Below are 18,823 nucleotides of genomic sequence, written 5' to 3'. Positions count from 1 at the left end.
AAAGCACTATGAATACCTGAATTTTAAGAGAAATCCTGCATTTATGACTATTAAGCGTCCAGAGTGGCGATTGTTTTCATTGCGCGATAGTTAACCAATGAAACCTTTATTGCAGCGTCTGCTGCATGTTTATTGTTAGTTAAAGCACTGAATGCCACTATAAGTGCTTTCTGGGAAAGTCGTTCTCTCCGTTATGGACAACACTATGAAAGTTACTCCGCGCCGTTGGGCGTTTATACTGGCTGGCGCCCTGCTGGTGATTATTGCCTTCATGGCGGCGTTCTCTTTGCAATCCCCTTCTCAGGACGCCTATGTCACCGCACAGGTTCGCCTTGGCGATATAGAAAATGCCGTGTTGGCTACAGGTAAATTGGACGCATTCGAACGGGTCAACGTCGGTGCGCAGGTTTCTGGCCAGGTGAAATCCCTGAAGGTCAAACTTGGCGACCGGGTCACCAAAGGCCAACCGATCGCCGACATTGATGATCTGCCGCAACGCAATGATTTACGCAACGCTGAGGCGGCGCTGAACGTGGCGAAAGCGGATTTGCAAGCCAAACAGGCGCTGTTAAAACAGGCCGAGTCTCGCTTTAAGCGCCAAAAACGCATGTTGAACGATGAAGCCGGCTCACGCGAAGATTTTGAAACGGCAGAGGCCACGCTTGCCGCTACCCGTGCAGAACTGATCGCGCTGAATGCACGTATCGTTCAGGCGCAGATCGAAGTAGACAAGAAAAAGGTCGATCTGAGTTACACCCGCATCCTGGCCCCGATGGACGGCATTGTCATTGCCGTCATTACCCAGCAAGGTCAAACGGTAAACGCCAATCAGAGCGCCCCTACCATTGTTAAATTGGCGCAGCTGGACGTGATGACCATCAAAGCGCAGATTTCCGAGGCTGACATTACCCGCGTTACCCAAGGGCAAAAAGCCTACTTCACCATTTTCTCCGAGCCGGACAAAAGGTACGACGCCACGCTGCGCACTGTAGAACTGGCACCTGAGTCCGTTATGAAAGACGATTCACTTTCCGGCGGCAGTACCGCCTCAGGCTCCGGCACCTCCAATGCTTCCGTGTATTACAACGCGTTGCTCGACGTGCCCAATCCGGAAAACCGGCTGCGTATTGCCATGACGGCTCAGGTTTCATTGCTACTGGGTGAGGCAAAAAACACGCTGTTGGTTCCGATTCAGGCAGTGCATAAAAACGCGGACAAAAAACAGCAGGTACAAGTGCTGACCGGGGATAACCGGGTGGAATTACGTGAGGTGACAACCGGTATTACCAATAACGTCGATATACAAATCCTCTCCGGATTAAAGGCGGGTGAACACGTAGTGCTGGTGCAAGAAAGCGCCAAGCCGGGCGAAGAAGGCCTGTTACTGTGAACACCATTATTGAACTGAAAGGGATTGGCCGCACCTATACCAACAGCAGCGAGCCGCTCACCGTACTGAAAAACATCAACCTCAAGATCGCCGCCGGTGAGTTGGTTGCCATTATCGGTGCCTCAGGCTCGGGCAAATCAACGCTGATGAACATCATCGGTTGTCTGGACGTGCCGGATCAGGGGGACTATTTCATCAGCGGCCATAATGCCGCACACCTGTCGCCGGACGAATTGGCCAGGCTTCGTCGGGAACACATTGGTTTTATCTTCCAGCGCTATCACCTGATGCCGGACATCAGCGCATTGGGCAACGTCGAAATCCCGGCGATTTACGCCAACAGTAAACGCGACCAACGTCGCCTGCGCGCGGCACAATTGTTGGCGCGCCTGGGGTTGGAGGGCCGTGAGCACCATAAGCCCGGTCAACTGTCCGGCGGCCAACAGCAACGCGTCAGCATTGCTCGTTCGTTAATCAACGGCGGTGAAATCATCCTGGCGGACGAACCGACCGGCGCGTTGGACTCTAAATCCGGTCAGGAAGTATTGGCGATCCTCAGCGAACTGAACCAGCGTGGTCACACGGTGGTGATCGTCACCCACGACATGAAAGTCGCCCAGCACGCACAGCGTATTATCGAACTGCAGGATGGCGAGATCGTCGCCGACAGCGGCTGTCAATCGCCGGTGCCTCCCCCGGTGATGAAAAAGAGCCCGCCAGTTGCACAAGGTTATTGGCAAAGCTTGCTCGACCGCACCCGGGAGTCACTGCAGATGGCGCTGAAAGCGATGAACGCCCACCGCTTGCGCACAGCGCTGACTATGACCGGCATCATTTTCGGCATCGCCGCCGTGGTTACGGTGGTCGCCCTGGGCGAAGGCGCAAAACAGCGCACGCTGGAGAGCATTAAAGATCTGGGCACTAACGTCGTCAGCATTTATCCCGGGCGTGATTTCTTTGACGACAGCATCGACAGCATCCGCACCCTGGTACCGGCGGACGCCGACGCGCTGGCCAGCCAGAGCTTTGTCGACAGCGTCAGCCCTGAAGTCAGCGCCTCAGAGAACATTCGCTTTCGCAGCAAATCGGCCAACGCGTCGATCAGCGGCGTGGGCCGCGATAACCTGCGCGTTAGCGGCCTCAAGCTGATACAGGGTCGAAACTTCCTCGATGACCGCAATGCGCTGCAGGAAGTGATCATTGACGAAAACGCGCGGCAGGCTTTGTTCGGCGATTTCGGCGTTGAGCCTCTGGGTCAGATCGTGTTCCTCGGTGCGGTACCGGCCCGGGTGGTCGGCATAGTCCAAAGTAACCAGGATTCGGCCCCCAACCGCATCAGAGTATGGATGCCCTACTCCACCGTGATGTATCGCATGGTGGGCAAATCGACGCTGAGCAGCATTAATGTCCGGTTGAAAGAGGACGTATCCAACGAAGCCGCCGTCGCCGCGATTAAACAGTTGCTGACTCAACGTCATGGCGTGAAGGATTTTATGCTGTTCAATCTCGACAAATACCGAAAATCGATTGAACACACCTCGATGACGCTGACCTTGCTGATCCTGATGGTCGCCTCGATCTCCCTGATTATTGGCAGCCTGGGCGTGATGAATATCATGCTGGTGTCAGTGACCGAACGCACGCACGAAATCGGCGTGCGCATGGCCGTTGGCGCACGTCGCAGCGATATCATGCAGCAGTTTATGATCGAGGCCGTACTGGTTTGCCTGATCGGTGGCGCATTGGGCATTTTACTTTCGTTCGCTGCCGGCTCGCTGTTTACCCTGTTGGCGGGGGGCATGCTCACCGCCATCTATTCCTGGCAGGCTGCTGCCGTGGCCTTCTGCTGCTCCACCCTGATTGGCATGATCTTCGGTTATCTCCCTGCCCGCAAAGCGGCGCGGATGGATCCGGTCATTTCTCTGGCCAGCGAGTAACTTATGAAAACCTTATCCCCTCTCGCATTATGCCTCGCGGCCTTGCTCAGTACCGGCTGCGGCAATGCGCTGAAAAGCGAGTATCAGTCTCCAAAGGTGCAGTATCCGGCCGACTGGCAGCAAAACGCCGAAGCCGACACGTCAGAACCATTCAACTGGCGTGATTTCCGTGATCCCCAGTTGGACCGATGGCTGCAGCAGGTGATGGCGGCCAATAACGATTTGGCCGCCGCCGCACTGCGCGTCTACCGTGCCCAACTGGCGGCGCAGCGGGCTGATATCGGCACCGCGCCAAGTGTGAACGCAACGCTCAGCAGCGGAGCCAATACCGCCCTTTCCGACTCCTCGCCTTGGAACAAAAGCAGCAGCGCAAATCTCGGCGTCAGCTATGAGGTCGATCTGTGGGGCAAACTGGCGCGGCAACGTGACGCCGCGGAATGGGCCAGCCAGGCCACGCAACAGGATTTGCAAAGTGCGCGTCTGGCTTTGCTCGCCAGCGCCAGCAAGAATTACTGGCGTATCGGCTTTATCAATCAGCGAATCCGCGTCAGTCAGCAAAGCATCGACTATTCCCAACAAACCCTGGGGCTGGTCAAGGCACGCTACCGCGCGGGCAGCGTCTCTTCATTGGACGTGGTGGATGCCGAACAGAACCTGATTAATCAGCAAAGCAGCCATCTGGCACTGCTGCGTGAGCGTCAACAGGCGCTGAACGAACAGACGGTACTGCTGGGTGCGCCGCCGGGAAACACGTTGGTTGAGCCCGAGAGCCTGCCGACCGGTCCATTGCCGCAAATCAATGCCGGCATCCCGGCCAGCGTGCTAAGCCATCGGCCGGATATCAGTGCCAAAGAGTGGCGACTGCGTGAAACTCTGGCTAACGTGGACATCAAACGCACCCAGTACTACCCGGCCTTCAGCCTGACGGGCTCATTAGGTGCCAGCAGCACCGCATTGCTGGAGTTTTTGCGTAATCCGCTGGCAACGGTAGGTGCCGGACTGTCGCTGCCGTTCCTCGAATGGCGGCAAATGGACGTCGATATCAAAATCGCCCGCAGCGACTATGAACTGCAGGTGCTGGAATTCAAGCAGGCGTTGTATAAAGCCATGGCCGATATTGATGATGCCCTGTCGTTACGTACGCAACTGATGGCACAGGAGAAACACCTGCAGGCGGCATTGGCGCTGGCGCGTAAATCTGAACGGTTGAATGAAAGCCGCTACCGGCAAGGCTCGGTGCCGATCAATTTCTGGCTGGATGCGCAAAACCGCCGTCGGTTGGCGGAGCTGGCCGTGGATGAAAACCGGTTCGCTCAATACCAAAACCTGGCGCAACTCTATCTGGAGTTTGGTGGATCTGCGCAGTAAGGCTGAGCCTGGCGATCGCGCCAGGCTTTTTCATCTGGAATGCATTAATTTTGCCCGTTTTTACTGCAGTTCTTTCTATACTTGTTTCATCCCTTCCCAGACAAAAAACCACCATTATGAACAATAATTAATCTATTTATGCGCTAAATCGGTGCAAATTGATAAGATAAACTGCTAAATTTGATCGCCGCAAGATATAACGCTAAGCTATAGATGCAAAATAATTAGTCACCTAAATGACATATTCCCGGTGAAAATTGACTTATTACGTGACTCGCATCACACAAAAAAGGCAGTGGCGAATCTGGCAACATCGCAATAAGATTAGCCACGCTGATAACTGGGCAGAAGAAGTGAACGAGGATTGCGAATTCACGTACGACTAAAATTGATTAAGGGATGATTATATGAAGTTAAGAAAAAAACGACATAAACCGATGCATATTAATGACATCACCATCATCGATGACAGCAAGCTGAAAAAAGCCATTACCGCGGCCGCATTAGGTAACGCAATGGAATGGTTCGACTTCGGTGTATATGGCTTTGTGGCCTACGCCCTTGGGCAAGTCTTTTTCCCTGGCGCCACCCCTGGCGTTCAGATGATTGCCGCACTGGCGACCTTTTCCGTTCCCTTCCTGGTACGTCCATTAGGCGGTATCTTCTTTGGCGCGATGGGCGATAAATTCGGTCGCCAGAAAGTACTCTCCATCACCATTATTATCATGGCGGTCAGTACCTTCTGTATCGGCCTGATCCCCTCCTATGCCTCTATCGGCATCTGGGCACCGGTTCTGCTGTTGCTGGCCAAATTGGCACAGGGCTTCTCGGTAGGTGGCGAATACTCCGGCGCGGCTATCTTCGTAGCCGAATACTCACCGGACAGAAAACGCGGCTTTATGGGCAGCTGGCTTGATTTCGGCTCCATTGCCGGTTTCGTGCTGGGTGCTGGCGTGGTGGTGCTGATCTCCAGCATCGTCGGTGAAACCAACTTCCTCGACTGGGGCTGGCGTATTCCGTTCTTTATCGCAGCGCCTTTGGGTCTGATCGGTTTGTACCTGCGCCATGCGCTGGAAGAAACACCGGCCTTCCAGCAGCACGTGGAAAAGATGGAGAAAGACGACCGCAACGCCATCGAAAACCCGCCGAAGACCTCTTTCAAAGAGATCGCGGCCAAGCACTGGAGAAGCCTGCTGGTCTGCGTCGGTATCGTGATTTCAACCAACGTGACCTATTACATGTTGCTGACTTACATGCCGAGCTACCTGTCGCATAACCTGCACTACTCGGAAGATCACGGTGTACTGATCATTATCGCCATCATGATCGGTATGTTGTTCGTGCAGCCGGTCATAGGCCTGGCCAGTGACCGCATCGGCCGTAAGCCGTTTATTATCGGCGGCAGCGTCGGTCTGTTGGCTCTGTCTATCCCCTGCTTTATTCTGATCAACAGTAACGTGATTGGTCTGATCTTCGTCGGTCTGTTGGTGCTGGCGGTGCTGCTGAACTCCTTCACCGGTGTGATGGCCTCCACCCTGCCGGCGATGTTCCCGACGCATATTCGTTACAGCGCGTTGGCGATTTCATTCAACATCTCGGTACTGGTTGCCGGTGCGACGCCGACGGTAGCCGCCTGGCTGGTCGAAGCGACCGGGAACCTGTATATGCCGGCTTATTATCTGATGGTCGTCGCCGTCATCGGTCTGATCACCGGCCTGTACATGAAAGAAACCGCCAATAAACCGCTGCGCGGTGCCACCCCGGCGGCTTCGGATCGTTCAGAAGCCAAAGAGCTGCTGCAAGAAAACTACGACAACATCGAACAGAAAGTCGAAGACATCAACGAGCAGATTGCCGAGTTGGAAAAGAAAAAACAGACGTTGATCGACCAGCATCCAAAACTGGACTAAACAGCGTTCTAACGACAAGCCACCTTCGGGTGGCTTTTTTATTGCCGTAATCCGGTCAACGTCCAAACGTAAATTTGCACAAACTTCCTTCTGCGCCCCATGCGCGACCGCCGTTTTTCACCGGCAGTAATCATCGGGGTATAAGCGGCCACAGTGCGATTTCGGCAAACCGAATTTTGGCACTATTAGCCTGATATTTTATCCTGGCGAGGTTTGATGCTAGCCTTGAAATCAAGTTACCCCATTGAAGAAGATAGCCAATGAGTAGAATGGATATGCCGATCGTTATTGCCGTAGCCATCATGATTGCGATATGGATAGGCGCGTTATTTAACATTGGCGATATCACGCACGCCCTGGCGCGGATCTTCCACTGGATTGAGAGTCTTCGTTAAGGGGGCTTTCCGCCAGCTTAATGCATAAAAAAACCGCCTTTCGGCGGTTAGTCATACGGCTGGCAACTCAGTTGACCTGGCACCAGTTACGCTGCTTCACAATCCCGCCGTCCGGCGAGGTATAGCCGATACAACCCAGCACGCTGTCGAACAGCTTTTCATGAAACACCGGCGTTTTTGCCTTTTGCAGCGCCTTTAACTGATTAAATGCCGCCTGGTGATCGGGCTGACTGAGAAACTTGTCGGATGCCCAGACCATAATTGGCACGGTACGCTGTTCTTTCGGCGCGTGATCGCGCGGCGTGCCGTGAAAATGCATATTTTCCGAGATCGACTCACCGTGATCGGAAGCGTAAAACACGATAGCGTTACGGTTGCGCAACTGATTGAACACCTGCTCAAGAACATAGTCGGTGTACAACAGGCTGTTGTCGTAAGAGTTGATCATCGATTCCGTTGAACACGTATCGTCAATACCCTGGCATTCCGGCTGATAGCGAGCAAAAGCCCGCGGATAGCGTTCGGTGTACATATAGTGTGAGCCTTTGGTATGCAAAATCACCAAATGTTTGCCCTGAGGATGGCGGTCCAGCGAATCCTGCAGTTCATCGATCAACGCAATATCATCAACGGGTTTACCGGCATTGCGTTTTTCCGCCTGAATGCTTTCTCGAAGAGCATAGCTGTCCGCCTGAGTCTTATTATAAAACCAGGCTTCGCTTTGCATAGAGAATAGCTCGGAGGAAAACCCCTGCTTCTTCAGCACCGAGAAAACGTTCATTTCCTTTAGCGTGCGCTGCGGCTCTTCCGATGCCCCGCCTTCTCTGACGAACATGCAACGCAGAGAGAGCTTGGTCGATGTGTCGCAAGAATAGCCTTGCAGCACCGCCAGGTTGGCTTCCTTATCCAGATTCGGCGTATTGTCGCGCTGGTAACCGTAAACACCCATATGATCGCGTCTGGCACTTTCACCAATCACGAATACCACATAAAGATCATTCACGTCTTTTGGCGGCTGGTAGGTGAAATGCGCCGCCGGATCAAACAGATTCCGGCTGTCCTCTGCCTGGCTGTAGGAACTGTAAGTCAGCAGCCCAAGGGCCGAAAGCCAGTTAGACGGTGAATAGCTGCCGGCAACGACCCCGCCATAACTCGCCATCATCTGATTATTTTCACGGTCGTGTTGATCCTGAACCTGGCCCATCAACTGAAGCGGTAGCCAGCAGAACAGGCCAGCGGCCAGCATAATCCCGCCTTTTTTGACCAATGCCAGCTGATTGCCGCGTTTGAATGCGGCTTCGTGCATCGGGGCCAGCCAAATCAACAGCAGCGGCAACAGGCTCACCAGCACCATCCATACGCCAAAATGCCAGCCTACCGACTCTTTGGATAAATCAACGTCGGTGGTCATCACCGCCGCCAGAATGCCGTAGCCGATATCGACGTGGAACAACACCATGTAATAGCTGGCAGCAACCGAGCTCAGGACCAGCAGCGTGGCCAAAACACGAAACAACCGGCGCCCCAAAAAGGAGATAAGCAGCGTGATAAAGCATACGAGGCAAAAGGCCGCGACAATTTCAATGCCAATCGACAACAGGTTATCGTTATGAAGCTGTTGATAACGACGATAAAAAATAGGGATATTGAGTAATACACCGAGATAGAAAGCGATAAAAAAGGAGACCTGCAACTGGGTCCAACGTCGGAACTTCTGCATTATTGATACCATTCCTGCCAATGTGAGTTCATAGCCATCTGCCAGATACAGGTTGTTGTGAGAGTTTCTCTTCCCCTGCTACTGGGTGGTTATCTGACAGGTAATTTAGGCGGGCGTTGCCAGCGCGGAGAAAAATAACGTTGTTATGATGTAACAATTCGTGTGCAAAACGGCTTTTATCCTTCCTGCGGTAGCGGTTAGGTGCGCTGCCGCAGGAAGATGGTTTATCCCGCTATGGCGTCAGGGATTGTTCACCAACCGCAGCGCTGGGTACCGATGCCGCGGCCTGATTTTCTTCGCGATACTTCTGCTTATCCCAGGCACGGAAGAACGGGTAGTAAATTGCCATTGAAATCAGCAGATTGACCACCTGGATCACCGTTCCTGAAATATGGCCTCCGGTTGCCAGATAGCCGCTAATGAAAATCGGCGTGGTAAACGGTAAGGCTATACCAACCGGCGGCGTCACCAAACCGGTTGCCATCGCGGTGTAGGTCACGATCACCAGCACCACTGGTGTCAGGATAAACGGCAGGAAGAAGTAGGGGTTCATCACCAACGGGATGCCAAACACCATGGGCTCACTGATATTAAACAGGCAACCCGGCGCGGCGATTTTCCCCAACTGCTTCATCTGCGCGCTACGGCTGCGCACCAGCATGAAGATCACCAACCCCAACAGGGCACCGGTTCCGCCGGGTGCTATCCATAAATCGTAAAATTGCTGGGTAATAATGTGCGGGATAGGCTGGTTGTTCTGAAACGCCACCAGGTTTTCCGACATATTCGCCAACCACACCGGCTGAATGAACACCAATACGATGGCATCACCGTGCAGCCCCAACGTCCATAACAGGCCAATCAGGATCACTGAGAAAATCATTCCCGGCAGCGTTCCGCCCACGTGGTGCATCGGGATACCGATCACCGTAGCGATCATGGTGTTGATATCGCCAAACGGCGTGGCTTCGACGATCAGGCGCAGCAGAAGGATCACTGCCAGTACGCAAAATCCCGGAATCAACGCCAGGAAGGATTTCGCCACCGCTGGCGGCACCCCTTCAGGCATATTGATCACCAGATTGCGGTTATGCACGAACCGGTAGATTTCCGTCGACAACAGCGCCACCACAATTGCCACGAACAATCCCTGGCTGCCGATAAAGTTCATCGGCAGCACGCCTTTGACAATCTGCTCCGCGGCACCTTTCACCGGGGCAAAAAGGGTGTGTTGAGGAATGGTCATGATAAACGCCACTAACGAAACCGCACCGGTACTGAGCGGGTCCATACCACGGTATTTTTCCGCCAGCCGGTAGGCAATACCAAAGCTGGAGATAATCGCCATGATGTCGTAGGTCGCTTTGACCGGATACAACAGCTTGTCGCGCCAGGCCGCACCGAATACCTCCCCCATCAGGTTGGCATAGCTCGGGATCGGCAAGTAGGCGAAGATCAGGAAAAATGACCCGATCAACATAAACGGCATATTGAGAATTATGCCGTCTCGTACCGATAAAATGTGTTTTTGCCCGGCGATTTTTAACGCCGCCGGCAATACGTAACGTTCCAGAATGCTATTTAAACCCGCCATCATTCCCCCTGCCCGGCCAAGCCGGCATCGTGATTATTATTATGGAATATCGACTTAGTTGAACTGCGGCAAATAGGCTTGGTTCAGGTTCAGCACCTCATCCAGCAAAGGTTCTGCGATACCGACGCCGCCAATCAGCGGATTCACCACCAGCGCCAACAGCGCACTCTGACGATCGCCATGCACCGCAGCCTCAATGGTCAAACGCTCGAAATCTTTCACCTGCTGAGTCAGCCCGTTCATGGCCAGCGGCAGCGGCCCGAAGCTCAGCGGGTGAGCGCCCTGTGCGTCGATCACGCAGTTGGTTTCAATTACTGCGTCATCCGGCAGGCCCTGAATCGCACCATTATTGCGGGTGTTCACCACCAGCACCTTGCCGCTGTTATTGTGAATGGCACGGATCAGCTCGACCGCCACTTCTGAATAGAAAGCACCACCACGGAAGCTCAACTGCTCCGGTTTTTTATCCAGCGTTGGGTCGGCGTACAGTGCAAATAGCTCTGCCTCTACCTTCATCACCTGTTCAGCACGGGTTCCCTGAGCCGCAGCGGCTTCAAGCTCTTCTTCCAGCATGCCGGCGGTTTGATAGAAATAGCGATGATATGGGCAAGGGATAGCCCCTAGCGCCTGCAAGAACGCCGGCGGCCAAGGCAGATCCTTGATGTTGTTCATCGACATCGTTTCGCCATTGCTCAGCATCTCCAACACCTGGGCGGTCACATCCCTGCCGCTTTGCGTTACCTGATGTACCCACACCATATGGTTCAGTCCAGCAAAACGGAGATCGACCTGATCATGAGGTGCCTTCAGCATGTCGGCGATCATGTGGTGCATGGTGATCGGTACGTTGCACAAGCCGATAATCTTCGCTTTGCTGTAACGGGAGACCGCTTCGGTGACAATACCGGCCGGATTGGTAAAATTGATGATCCAGGCGTCCGGCGCTACCGCCTCTACGGTACGCGCCACTTCCAGCATGACAGGAATGGTGCGCAATGCCTTGGCGAAGCCGCCGACACCGGTGGTCTCTTGCCCCAGGCGCTGGTATTTCAAACCCAGACGCTCGTCGGCAGCACGGGCGGCCAGTTGCCCGACCCGCAGTTGAGTCAGTACAAAGCTGGCACCGCGAATGGCCGGTTCCAGCTCGAAATGTACCGACACCACCACCTGCTCCAGCCCGTTGCGCTTGAGCATTCTTTTGGTCAGTTCGGCAATGATGCCCACTTTCTCGCGACCGGACTCTACATCTACCAACGCCAGTTCGGTTAACGGGACGTCCTGATAGTGGGCGATCAGCCCCTCGACCAACTCCGGCGTGTAGCTGCTGCCCCCGCCAATTACGGTTATCTTAGTCATTGCTTTGCCCCTGCGGTAAACGGCGATAAAGCTCGATCATGTCGGTGGCCAGATCTTGAATCAGCATGGCGTTCATCAAATGATCCTGCGCATGCACCAGAATCAGACTGACCGGTATTTTCCCAACCCCTTCATCCATGCCAATCAGCTCCGTCTGCATGCCGTGCGCCCTCCCGATGCCGGCCTTCGCCTCTTCCAACTTAATCTCTGCGGCTGCGAACTGACCGCGACGTGCCAGCTGCAGCGCCGAAAGCAGCGAACTGCGAGCGCTGCCAGCATGAACCAGCAACTCCATAACGCTAGTTTCCAAATCCACCATCACCTCCCCGGCCTTATTTCAGGCGCAGCGATCCCGCCGAGAGTCATGAAATAACCCGCGGTCGATGAATAAAATAAAGGATAAAAGGGGCCAAGCCCCTCAGGGTGTTATCAGGCTAACAAGCCCAGCGCCTTATCCAGCACCTTGTCTCCACGCATGGTGCCGTAATCCATCATGTCGATCACCGCGACAGTTTTACCCAAGGGCGCAGCAAGTTCGGAAAGGCGTGCGTGTTCATATTTCACCTGCGGCCCAAGCAGTACAATGTCCGCACGCTCGACGATGCGCTCGAAATCCGCCACCGGCACGGCTTCAATCACGATATCCAGCGCCCGTTTTTGCGCCTCAGCTTTCATTTTTTGTACCAGCATGCTGGTCGACATGCCTGCTGCGCAGCATAAGACGATGGTTTGCATTTTTAGTATCCCGGTTGTTAGCCACTTGGCGATGCAAATATAAAACAGTTCCGTAACACTCTTGTAAATACCTTGATTCCATACGATTTGATTATGACTTTTGGCTAATCGTTTAAAAACAATGCATTAAAGAATTTTCGTTGTGAAAATTTTTTTCAACACTGTGATCGGCGATCTAATTTTTCATAACCACAAAATTTAAAACCTGTCTTTAACGTTTAAAAACAAAGTTATAAATCACTACCTGATAAACAATGCGAAGAGCATCTCGTTTCAAATCTGTCCTGATTGAAAATTATTTTCATTAGCTTATTCTTCTGGTTATCGCTTTATGCCGTGTGAAAAACAGGCTAATTTGAAGCACAGATCGCCGGTTGGCATTACAGAAGGGACACTGCAGTCATGGATCTCGTTTACCACATTCAGTTTCGCCAGGATCCGTTCAGCCGCCAGGAAGCAAAAGTTGCCCGGGCCATACTGGACAACCCGGGGTTTACATCAACAGCAACCATTGCGCAATTGGCAGAGCGAGCAGGTGTCAGCACTGAGATCGTCGCTCATTTTGCCCAATCCCTTGGCTGTCAGGATCTTAACGACTTTATCGCGCTAATGCGCTCCCCGTCGACGGCAACACCTCCTCCTACTGAGGTAGCCCAACCCGTGCTCGGCGGCATGGATATCGCCTTTGCCTCCGCGGCCGGCATCGGCAAACTGCCTGGCGTCAGCTCCACAACCCTCAGCCGTTTTGCTAAATCCATCGGTTGTGAAGATATTGGCGACATCGTCTATCAGATCCGCGCACGACAAAATCAGTTCAGTCAGCAGGAGGCCAAAGTCGCACAGACCATTTTGGACGATATTGCCTTCGCCTCCTCCGCCACCATCGAATTGCTGGCCAACCAAGCGGGGGTCAGCCCGGCCACCATTACCCGATTTGCCAAAACCATTGGCTGCGACGATATTCGCGATCTGCGCATGAAACTGGCTCAGGCCAGCGTGAGCGGCTCACGCTATTTGACCGCCCAAGCCACGCCTAATGGCCCACCGCGGCTGTGGCTACAGCGCGTCAACGACGTGGAAACCACCTTGCATCAACAGCTGCAGCAAGTAGAACATGCAGCGCTGATCGATGCTTGCCAGCAACTGAGCCAATCCAAGAGCGTACATATTTTTGGCGTAAACAGCATGGCGCTTTATGCCAATGAGCTGCAACAGCGCCTGGTGGGCTTGGGTTACCCTGCATTTATCTGCCAGGACGCGGCGCTGATGCGCATGACGGCCTCCACGCTCAGCACGCAACAGTGCGTGATCCTGCTGTCTATGAGTGGGGAAAACAGTGATTTGCTGAACGCGGCCAAACTGGCCGGCGCGACCGGTGCTTATCGCATCGCCCTAACCCCTGCGGGCACTACGCTGGCCGGGCTGGCGGATAAGGTGTTGCCGCTCAGCGGCGGCAGTACAGCACGCTATGGACTGATGCTGACTCTCGACCTGCTGCTAGCGCAGTTATTGCCCGAAAGCCTGGGGTCACAGACAGAAGATTGAGACTCTGCCACCGCGCCGTTTGCCGGGCCTTCAACGGTAAATATCACCGCTGCGGCGCTAGCCTGAGGTTTTTCCTAATTAGCGGTTTGGCTCACAACTGCCTATTGATGGGAATATTCTTACTACGTTATCGTTAACATTCCACTTAGATATCAGCCTAAGTGAAATTTGCACGACTTTATTTTTTTAATGGCTTCTCTGCCAGCTTCGGCTGGCACTTTAAATTTCACCAGCGGTAAAATTCTATGATCGATTACTCCCTTTACGGTCTCCACGATAGAGATATCGAGACATACCGTGAACAAATATACAGCCTGCTCGGCAAAGGCGTTATTCAGGTGCTTTCCGCGAACAAACCCATCAGCAAGCAAAACATTCTCGCCTATCTCATCGCTGAAATTGAAAGGCAACCCGACGAGTACTGTCAGAAACTGCACAGAGCGGCAATCGAGGTTATTGGGATCAACGCTCGCTAAGGAGAAGCATGCGCAAATCGGATCTGTGCGCGATCATTTCCATCGCCGTCGTCGTGGCCGTGATGTGGGTGGCAAACTGCAGTGCGAATAGTCTCCCGTTCCTGGGTAGCGGAGGTTAGGTTCTAAGGCCTGGAACAGGCAGTATCCGGCGATCGGCACAGCGATCAAACAGCCGGATATGGCTTGATTGGGTTATCGAAAGAGATTCACACTGGCCAAAGGGTTCGGCCCGGCAATAAATCGACGATGTTGCCTAACGGCATTCACCGGTGATGGCATTTTTCCCTTGAGGGCAAACATCGGAGCTTTGCGGGATCACACCCAGGATCGATCCAAAAGACCCCGAACACCCAGATAGCATGACAATCGCCAATAAAAATAACCCCCCTCTCATCCAACACTCCTTATCTATTGCACTATCTGGTTATAGTTCACTTATCGCCAACCGTCTTTAAAAAACGGCCATGCATCCATGTTTAAAACTGACAGCCGGATGATAGTCCCTATTGTAGGCAACAGTAAATTGTTCAAGGCACGAGAACAGAATAAAACTGGAAGAGAAAAATCGTGGAAAGGGGAATTTCAGGCACAAAAAAACCGCCTTCCGGCGGTCACGACATTACTACTTATTGCTTTGATTATTCTGGAATTTATTTTCCTGGTACCCGGGGCGGGACTTGAACCCGCACAGCCATAAGCCGAGGGATTTTAAATCCCTTGTGTCTACCGATTTCACCACCCGGGCTCGGGAAAATTGGAGGCGCGTTCCGGAGTCGAACCGGACTAGACGGATTTGCAATCCGCTACATAACCGCTTTGTTAACGCGCCTAAATTCTTGTTTGCCTTTATCAGGCTAAAGCTCGTGAAACACCAGCTTCATCAAATTTGGAGCGGGAAACGAGACTCGAACTCGCGACCCCGACCTTGGCAAGGTCGTGCTCTACCAACTGAGCTATTCCCGCATTAATCAGAACTTACTGATTTTTTTGCTATCTTTCGGCAAATCACCGCTGCCGTCTGATGCGATGCATTCTACTTACCTGACGTAATGAGTCAATAAAATTGTTGTCTCATTACGTTCGTTTGCCGATTTTTGCATCGCTTTGATCAGGGTTCCAGCAAATCTTTCCGCGCAGCGTTCAAATATTGGAACATTGACCAGAAAGTCAGCACCGCCGCGATGTACAGCAAACCAAAAGACACATACTCGACGGTGCGATCGGGACGCCACAGCAACCCGACCAGCGACATCATTTGCGCCATGGTTTTGACTTTGCCAATCCAGGACACCGCCACGCTGCTGCGCTTGCCGATCTCCGCCATCCACTCACGCAGCGACGAGATGATAATTTCACGGGCAATCATGGTCGCCGCAGGCAGGGTAATCCACCAAGTGTGATAGTGTTCTGCCACCAGCACCAGCGCTACCGCCACCATCACTTTGTCCGCCACCGGGTCAAGGAACGCCCCGAAACGGGTCGTTTGCTTCCAGCGACGGGCCAGGAAGCCGTCAAACCAGTCGGTTATGGCAGCAAACACAAAAATGACGGCGCAAACCATCGGAGCCCAAGTGAACGGCAGGTAAAATGCCAGAACAAAGAATGGGATCAGAACTACGCGAAACAGAGTAAGCCAAGTCGGTATATTCAATTGCATAATGCTACGGTAACTATCTGGCTGGAGTGGGAATTAAGAGTATGTTGCTACATTGCCCTCAGTGTTTCAATGCATTGTAGATCTTTTCTGCCAATGCTTGTGAAATACCCGGCACTTTTGCAATTTCCTCAACGCTGGCGTTCAATAATGGTTGAAGTCCGCCCATATACTTCAACAGCACCTGTCGCCGTTTTGGCCCAACGCCGTCGATCAGTTCCAACGCGCTGGTGTTTCTTACTTTTGCCCTTCTCTGCCGATGCCCGGTTATCGCGTGGTTATGCGAATCATCGCGGATATGCTGGATAACATGCAGCGCTGGCGAATCCGACGGTAAGGCAATACCCTCGCCTTCCGGCACAAAAAACAGTGTTTCCAACCCGGCTTTGCGGTCGGCTCCTTTGGCGATGCCAATCAGCAAGGGTTTGTTTTTATCCCAGGTCACGTTCAGCGAGTTAAATACATCAATCGCCATACCGAGTTGCCCCTTGCCGCCGTCGATAAAGATAACGTCGGGGATTTTTTTCTCTTCGAGAGCCTTACCGTAACGGCGCTTCAACACCTGCGCCATCGCGGCATAATCATCCCCTGGCGTTATGCCGGTGATATTATAGCGCCGATATTCCGAACGTAGCGGACCATTCGAGTCAAATACCACACAGGAAGCCACAGTTTGCTCACCCATGGTGTGGCTGATGTCGAAACATTCCATGCGGTTAATTTCGGCAAGGTTGAGCACCTTCGCCAATTCGGCCAACCTCTGATGGATAGTCGACTGCTGTGAAAGCTTGGTGGTTAGCGCCGTCGCCGCGTTGGTACGAGCCAATTTAAGGTAGCGTGCGCGATCCCCTCGCGGTTTGCTCTGAATCTGAATTTTCCGGCCGGCAAGTTCTGAAAGCGACTCAGCCAGCAGGTCTTTCTCCGGAAGAGTAAAGTCCAATAGAATTTCCGCCGGCAAGGTGCGCATCTGGCTGCCCTGCAAATAAAACTGGCCGACAAAGGTTTGCACCACTTCGCTCATGTCGGTACCGCCCGGCACTTTCGGGAAGTAACTGCGGCTGCCCAACACTTTACCCTGACGGATAAACAGCACGTGCAGGCAAGCCATACCGGCATCGAAGGCCACGCCGATGACGTCCAGATCGTCGCTATTGCCGGAAACGAACTGACGTTCGGTCACCCTTCGCACCGCCTGGATCTGATCGCGAATGCGTGCCGCTTCTTCAAAGTTCAGTGTCTTGCTGGCGTTTTCCATCCTTTCGATCAACTGGTGTAATACCTGCTGATCTTTACCGGACAGGAACAGGCGCACGTAATCCACCTGCTGCCGGTACTCTTCCTCACTCACCAATCCGGCGACGCAAGGCCCCAGGCAACGCCCAATCTGATATTGCAGGCAGGGACGCGAACGGTTGCGATACACGCTGTTCTCGCACTGGCGTATCGGGAACAATTTCTGCAGCAGCGCCAGCGTTTCACGCACGGCATAAGAATTGGGGAACGGCCCGAAATATTCCCCTTTGGCGTGTTTAGCGCCGCGATGAACCGCCAGGCGTGGGTGGCTGTCCGCGCTGAGGAAGATCAACGGATAAGATTTATCGTCTCGCAAAAGAACATTATATCGCGGTTGGTATAACTTTATGTAGTTATGTTCCAGTAATAGCGCTTCTGTTTCGGTATGAGTAACAGTTACGTCTATTTGGGCGATATTTTTAACCAACGTCTCAGTCTTTCGGCTACTCACCTGTTGGCGAAAGTAACTGGCGAGGCGCTTTTTCAGGTCTTTGGCTTTACCGACATAGATAACCGTGCCAGTAGCGTCGTACATACGGTAGACGCCAGGCTGGCTGGTTACGGTACTGAGAAATGCTTTGGCATCAAAACGGTCACTCACTGCTTAACAACGTCTCCGCATTGAACAATCCGTGTCGAATAGCCAGGTGTGTCAATTCAACATCACCACTGATATTCAGCTTGCTGAACATGCGGTAACGGTAACTGTTCACCGTTTTAGGGCTGAGACTCAGCTGTTCTGAGATCTCGTTAACTTTTTTGCCTTTGGTGATCATCAGCATAATCTGTAGCTCACGCTCAGACAGGCAGCTAAACGGGGTTTCCGTTTGCGGCTCCAGTTGGCTCAAAGCCATTTGCTGAGCAATATCGGACGCAATGTAACGCTGCCCAGCTTGCACAGTACGAATGGCATTCACCACATCCTGCGGCGCAGCGCCTTTACTGAGATACCCCGCGGCACCGGCTTGCATCACCTTTGCAGGCAATGGATTTTCAGTGTGAATAGTCAGCATGATGACTTTTACGTCCGGCGCATAGCGTACAATTTTACGCGTGGCTTCCAGCCCGCCAATGCCCGGCATATTCATATCCATAAGAACGATATCTACAGCATTGCCACGGCACCATTTCACGGCGTCCTCACCGCACTGGGCCTCCCCGACAACTTTTATACCTTTGATATCTTCAAGAATGCGTCGAATCCCTGCGCGCACCAGTTCGTGGTCATCAACAAGAAGAACGCTAATCAAGGAAAAATCTCCAAAAAGAAGGGAGTAACGCAATCAGCCTCTGTTATAGCCCGAGATATTACTTGTTTTTCAGCCAAGAATGAACACAGATTAATACTTACTCCCGATTAACTTTGCGCTGTGGGCCTGATTTTTGAATTTTAGTCACTCAGCGTAGCCCGATAAAGTGGTTGTCCGCCGATGAAAAGCAGGCGACACCA

16 protein-coding genes and 3 tRNA genes are annotated in these 18,823 nt (G+C 52.9%); 8 read left to right on the top strand and 11 right to left on the bottom strand.

Annotation, left to right across the window (positions count from 1 at the left end):
• Positions 1-205: 205 nt before the first annotated feature.
• The 5 genes from etsA to M495_RS26110 all read left to right on the top strand — a co-directional run bounded on the left by etsA (position 206) and on the right by M495_RS26110 (position 7,000).
• On the top strand, positions 206-1,390 hold the full coding sequence (etsA, locus tag M495_RS08610; protein WP_020826251.1) for a macrolide efflux RND transporter periplasmic adaptor subunit EtsA: 1,185 nt from the start codon (positions 206-208) through the stop codon (positions 1,388-1,390).
• Positions 1,387-3,327, top strand: coding sequence for a MacB family efflux pump subunit (locus M495_RS08605; protein WP_020826250.1), 1,941 nt, complete (start codon positions 1,387-1,389; stop codon positions 3,325-3,327). Before etsA ends, M495_RS08605 begins: the two co-directional genes overlap by 4 nt.
• Positions 3,328-3,330: 3 nt before the next feature.
• Positions 3,331-4,695, top strand: coding sequence for a macrolide efflux RND transporter outer membrane subunit EtsC (etsC, locus tag M495_RS08600; RefSeq protein ID WP_020826249.1), 1,365 nt, complete (start codon positions 3,331-3,333; stop codon positions 4,693-4,695).
• 407 nt (positions 4,696-5,102) lie between these two features.
• Positions 5,103-6,605 carry a glycine betaine/L-proline transporter ProP gene (gene proP / locus M495_RS08595; RefSeq protein WP_020826248.1) on the top strand — a complete coding sequence of 501 codons (1,503 nt, stop codon included), beginning with the start codon at positions 5,103-5,105 and terminating at the stop codon, positions 6,603-6,605.
• Positions 6,606-6,865: 260 nt separating this feature from the next.
• Positions 6,866-7,000 (top strand): hypothetical protein, encoded by a 135-nt coding sequence (locus M495_RS26110; protein WP_020826247.1) that lies wholly within the window; start codon positions 6,866-6,868, stop codon positions 6,998-7,000.
• A gap of 67 nt (positions 7,001-7,067) precedes the next feature.
• Here M495_RS26110 and eptB read toward each other — a convergent pair whose 3' ends face one another.
• From eptB to M495_RS08565, 5 genes are all read right to left on the bottom strand, one after another.
• Positions 7,068-8,720, bottom strand: a complete 1,653-nt coding sequence (eptB, locus tag M495_RS08585; protein ID WP_020826246.1) for a kdo(2)-lipid A phosphoethanolamine 7''-transferase — start codon at positions 8,718-8,720, stop codon at positions 7,068-7,070.
• A gap of 232 nt (positions 8,721-8,952) precedes the next feature.
• A complete protein-coding gene (gene celB, locus M495_RS08580; protein WP_020826245.1) occupies positions 8,953-10,314 on the bottom strand; it encodes a PTS cellobiose transporter subunit IIC in 1,362 nt (453 codons plus the stop codon).
• Between the two features lie 54 nt (positions 10,315-10,368).
• A complete protein-coding gene (locus tag M495_RS08575; protein ID WP_020826244.1) occupies positions 10,369-11,670 on the bottom strand; it encodes a 6-phospho-beta-glucosidase in 1,302 nt (433 codons plus the stop codon).
• On the bottom strand, positions 11,663-11,989 hold the full coding sequence (locus M495_RS08570) for a PTS lactose/cellobiose transporter subunit IIA (RefSeq protein ID WP_020826243.1): 327 nt from the start codon (positions 11,987-11,989) through the stop codon (positions 11,663-11,665). Before M495_RS08570 ends, M495_RS08575 begins: the two co-directional genes overlap by 8 nt.
• A 110-nt stretch (positions 11,990-12,099) precedes the next feature.
• Entirely contained in the window at positions 12,100-12,405 is a 306-nt protein-coding gene (locus tag M495_RS08565) for a PTS sugar transporter subunit IIB (RefSeq protein WP_020826242.1), read from the bottom strand.
• 402 nt (positions 12,406-12,807) lie between these two features.
• On the opposite strand from M495_RS08565, the gene M495_RS08560 reads away from it, so the two are divergent.
• The 3 genes from M495_RS08560 to M495_RS24900 all read left to right on the top strand — a co-directional run bounded on the left by M495_RS08560 (position 12,808) and on the right by M495_RS24900 (position 15,123).
• On the top strand, positions 12,808-13,950 hold the full coding sequence (locus M495_RS08560; RefSeq protein WP_041414409.1) for a MurR/RpiR family transcriptional regulator: 1,143 nt from the start codon (positions 12,808-12,810) through the stop codon (positions 13,948-13,950).
• A gap of 245 nt (positions 13,951-14,195) precedes the next feature.
• Complete coding sequence (locus tag M495_RS08555) at positions 14,196-14,426, top strand: biofilm development regulator YmgB/AriR family protein (RefSeq protein WP_020826240.1); 231 nt, start codon at positions 14,196-14,198, stop codon at positions 14,424-14,426.
• Between the two features lie 472 nt (positions 14,427-14,898).
• Entirely contained in the window at positions 14,899-15,123 is a 225-nt protein-coding gene (locus tag M495_RS24900; RefSeq protein ID WP_071844564.1) for a hypothetical protein, read from the top strand.
• On the opposite strand, the gene M495_RS08550 is transcribed toward M495_RS24900, so the two are convergent.
• From M495_RS08550 to uvrY, 6 genes are all read right to left on the bottom strand, one after another.
• Positions 15,086-15,171 (bottom strand) — tRNA-Leu (locus M495_RS08550). The two genes, M495_RS24900 and M495_RS08550, sit on opposite strands and share 38 nt — an antisense overlap.
• Before the next feature lie 10 nt (positions 15,172-15,181).
• Positions 15,182-15,255, bottom strand: a tRNA-Cys gene (locus M495_RS08545).
• A gap of 58 nt (positions 15,256-15,313) precedes the next feature.
• Positions 15,314-15,389: transfer RNA gene (locus tag M495_RS08540), tRNA-Gly, on the bottom strand.
• Positions 15,390-15,534: 145 nt separating this feature from the next.
• A complete protein-coding gene (gene pgsA / locus M495_RS08535; RefSeq protein WP_020826238.1) occupies positions 15,535-16,083 on the bottom strand; it encodes a CDP-diacylglycerol--glycerol-3-phosphate 3-phosphatidyltransferase in 549 nt (182 codons plus the stop codon).
• A 58-nt stretch (positions 16,084-16,141) separates the two neighbouring features.
• Positions 16,142-17,974, bottom strand: a complete 1,833-nt coding sequence (uvrC, locus tag M495_RS08530; protein ID WP_020826237.1) for an excinuclease ABC subunit UvrC — start codon at positions 17,972-17,974, stop codon at positions 16,142-16,144.
• Positions 17,967-18,623: a UvrY/SirA/GacA family response regulator transcription factor gene (uvrY, locus tag M495_RS08525; protein ID WP_041414407.1), complete on the bottom strand. Its 657-nt coding sequence runs from the start codon at positions 18,621-18,623 to the stop codon at positions 17,967-17,969. Before uvrY ends, uvrC begins: the two co-directional genes overlap by 8 nt.
• Between the last annotated feature and the right edge of the window lie 200 nt (positions 18,624-18,823).

This window comes from Serratia liquefaciens ATCC 27592 (assembly GCF_000422085.1).
Taxonomy (GTDB): domain Bacteria; phylum Pseudomonadota; class Gammaproteobacteria; order Enterobacterales; family Enterobacteriaceae; genus Serratia; species Serratia liquefaciens.
Note: the sequence above shows the minus strand (reverse complement) of the source record. Positions and strands in the feature narration are given on the sequence as shown.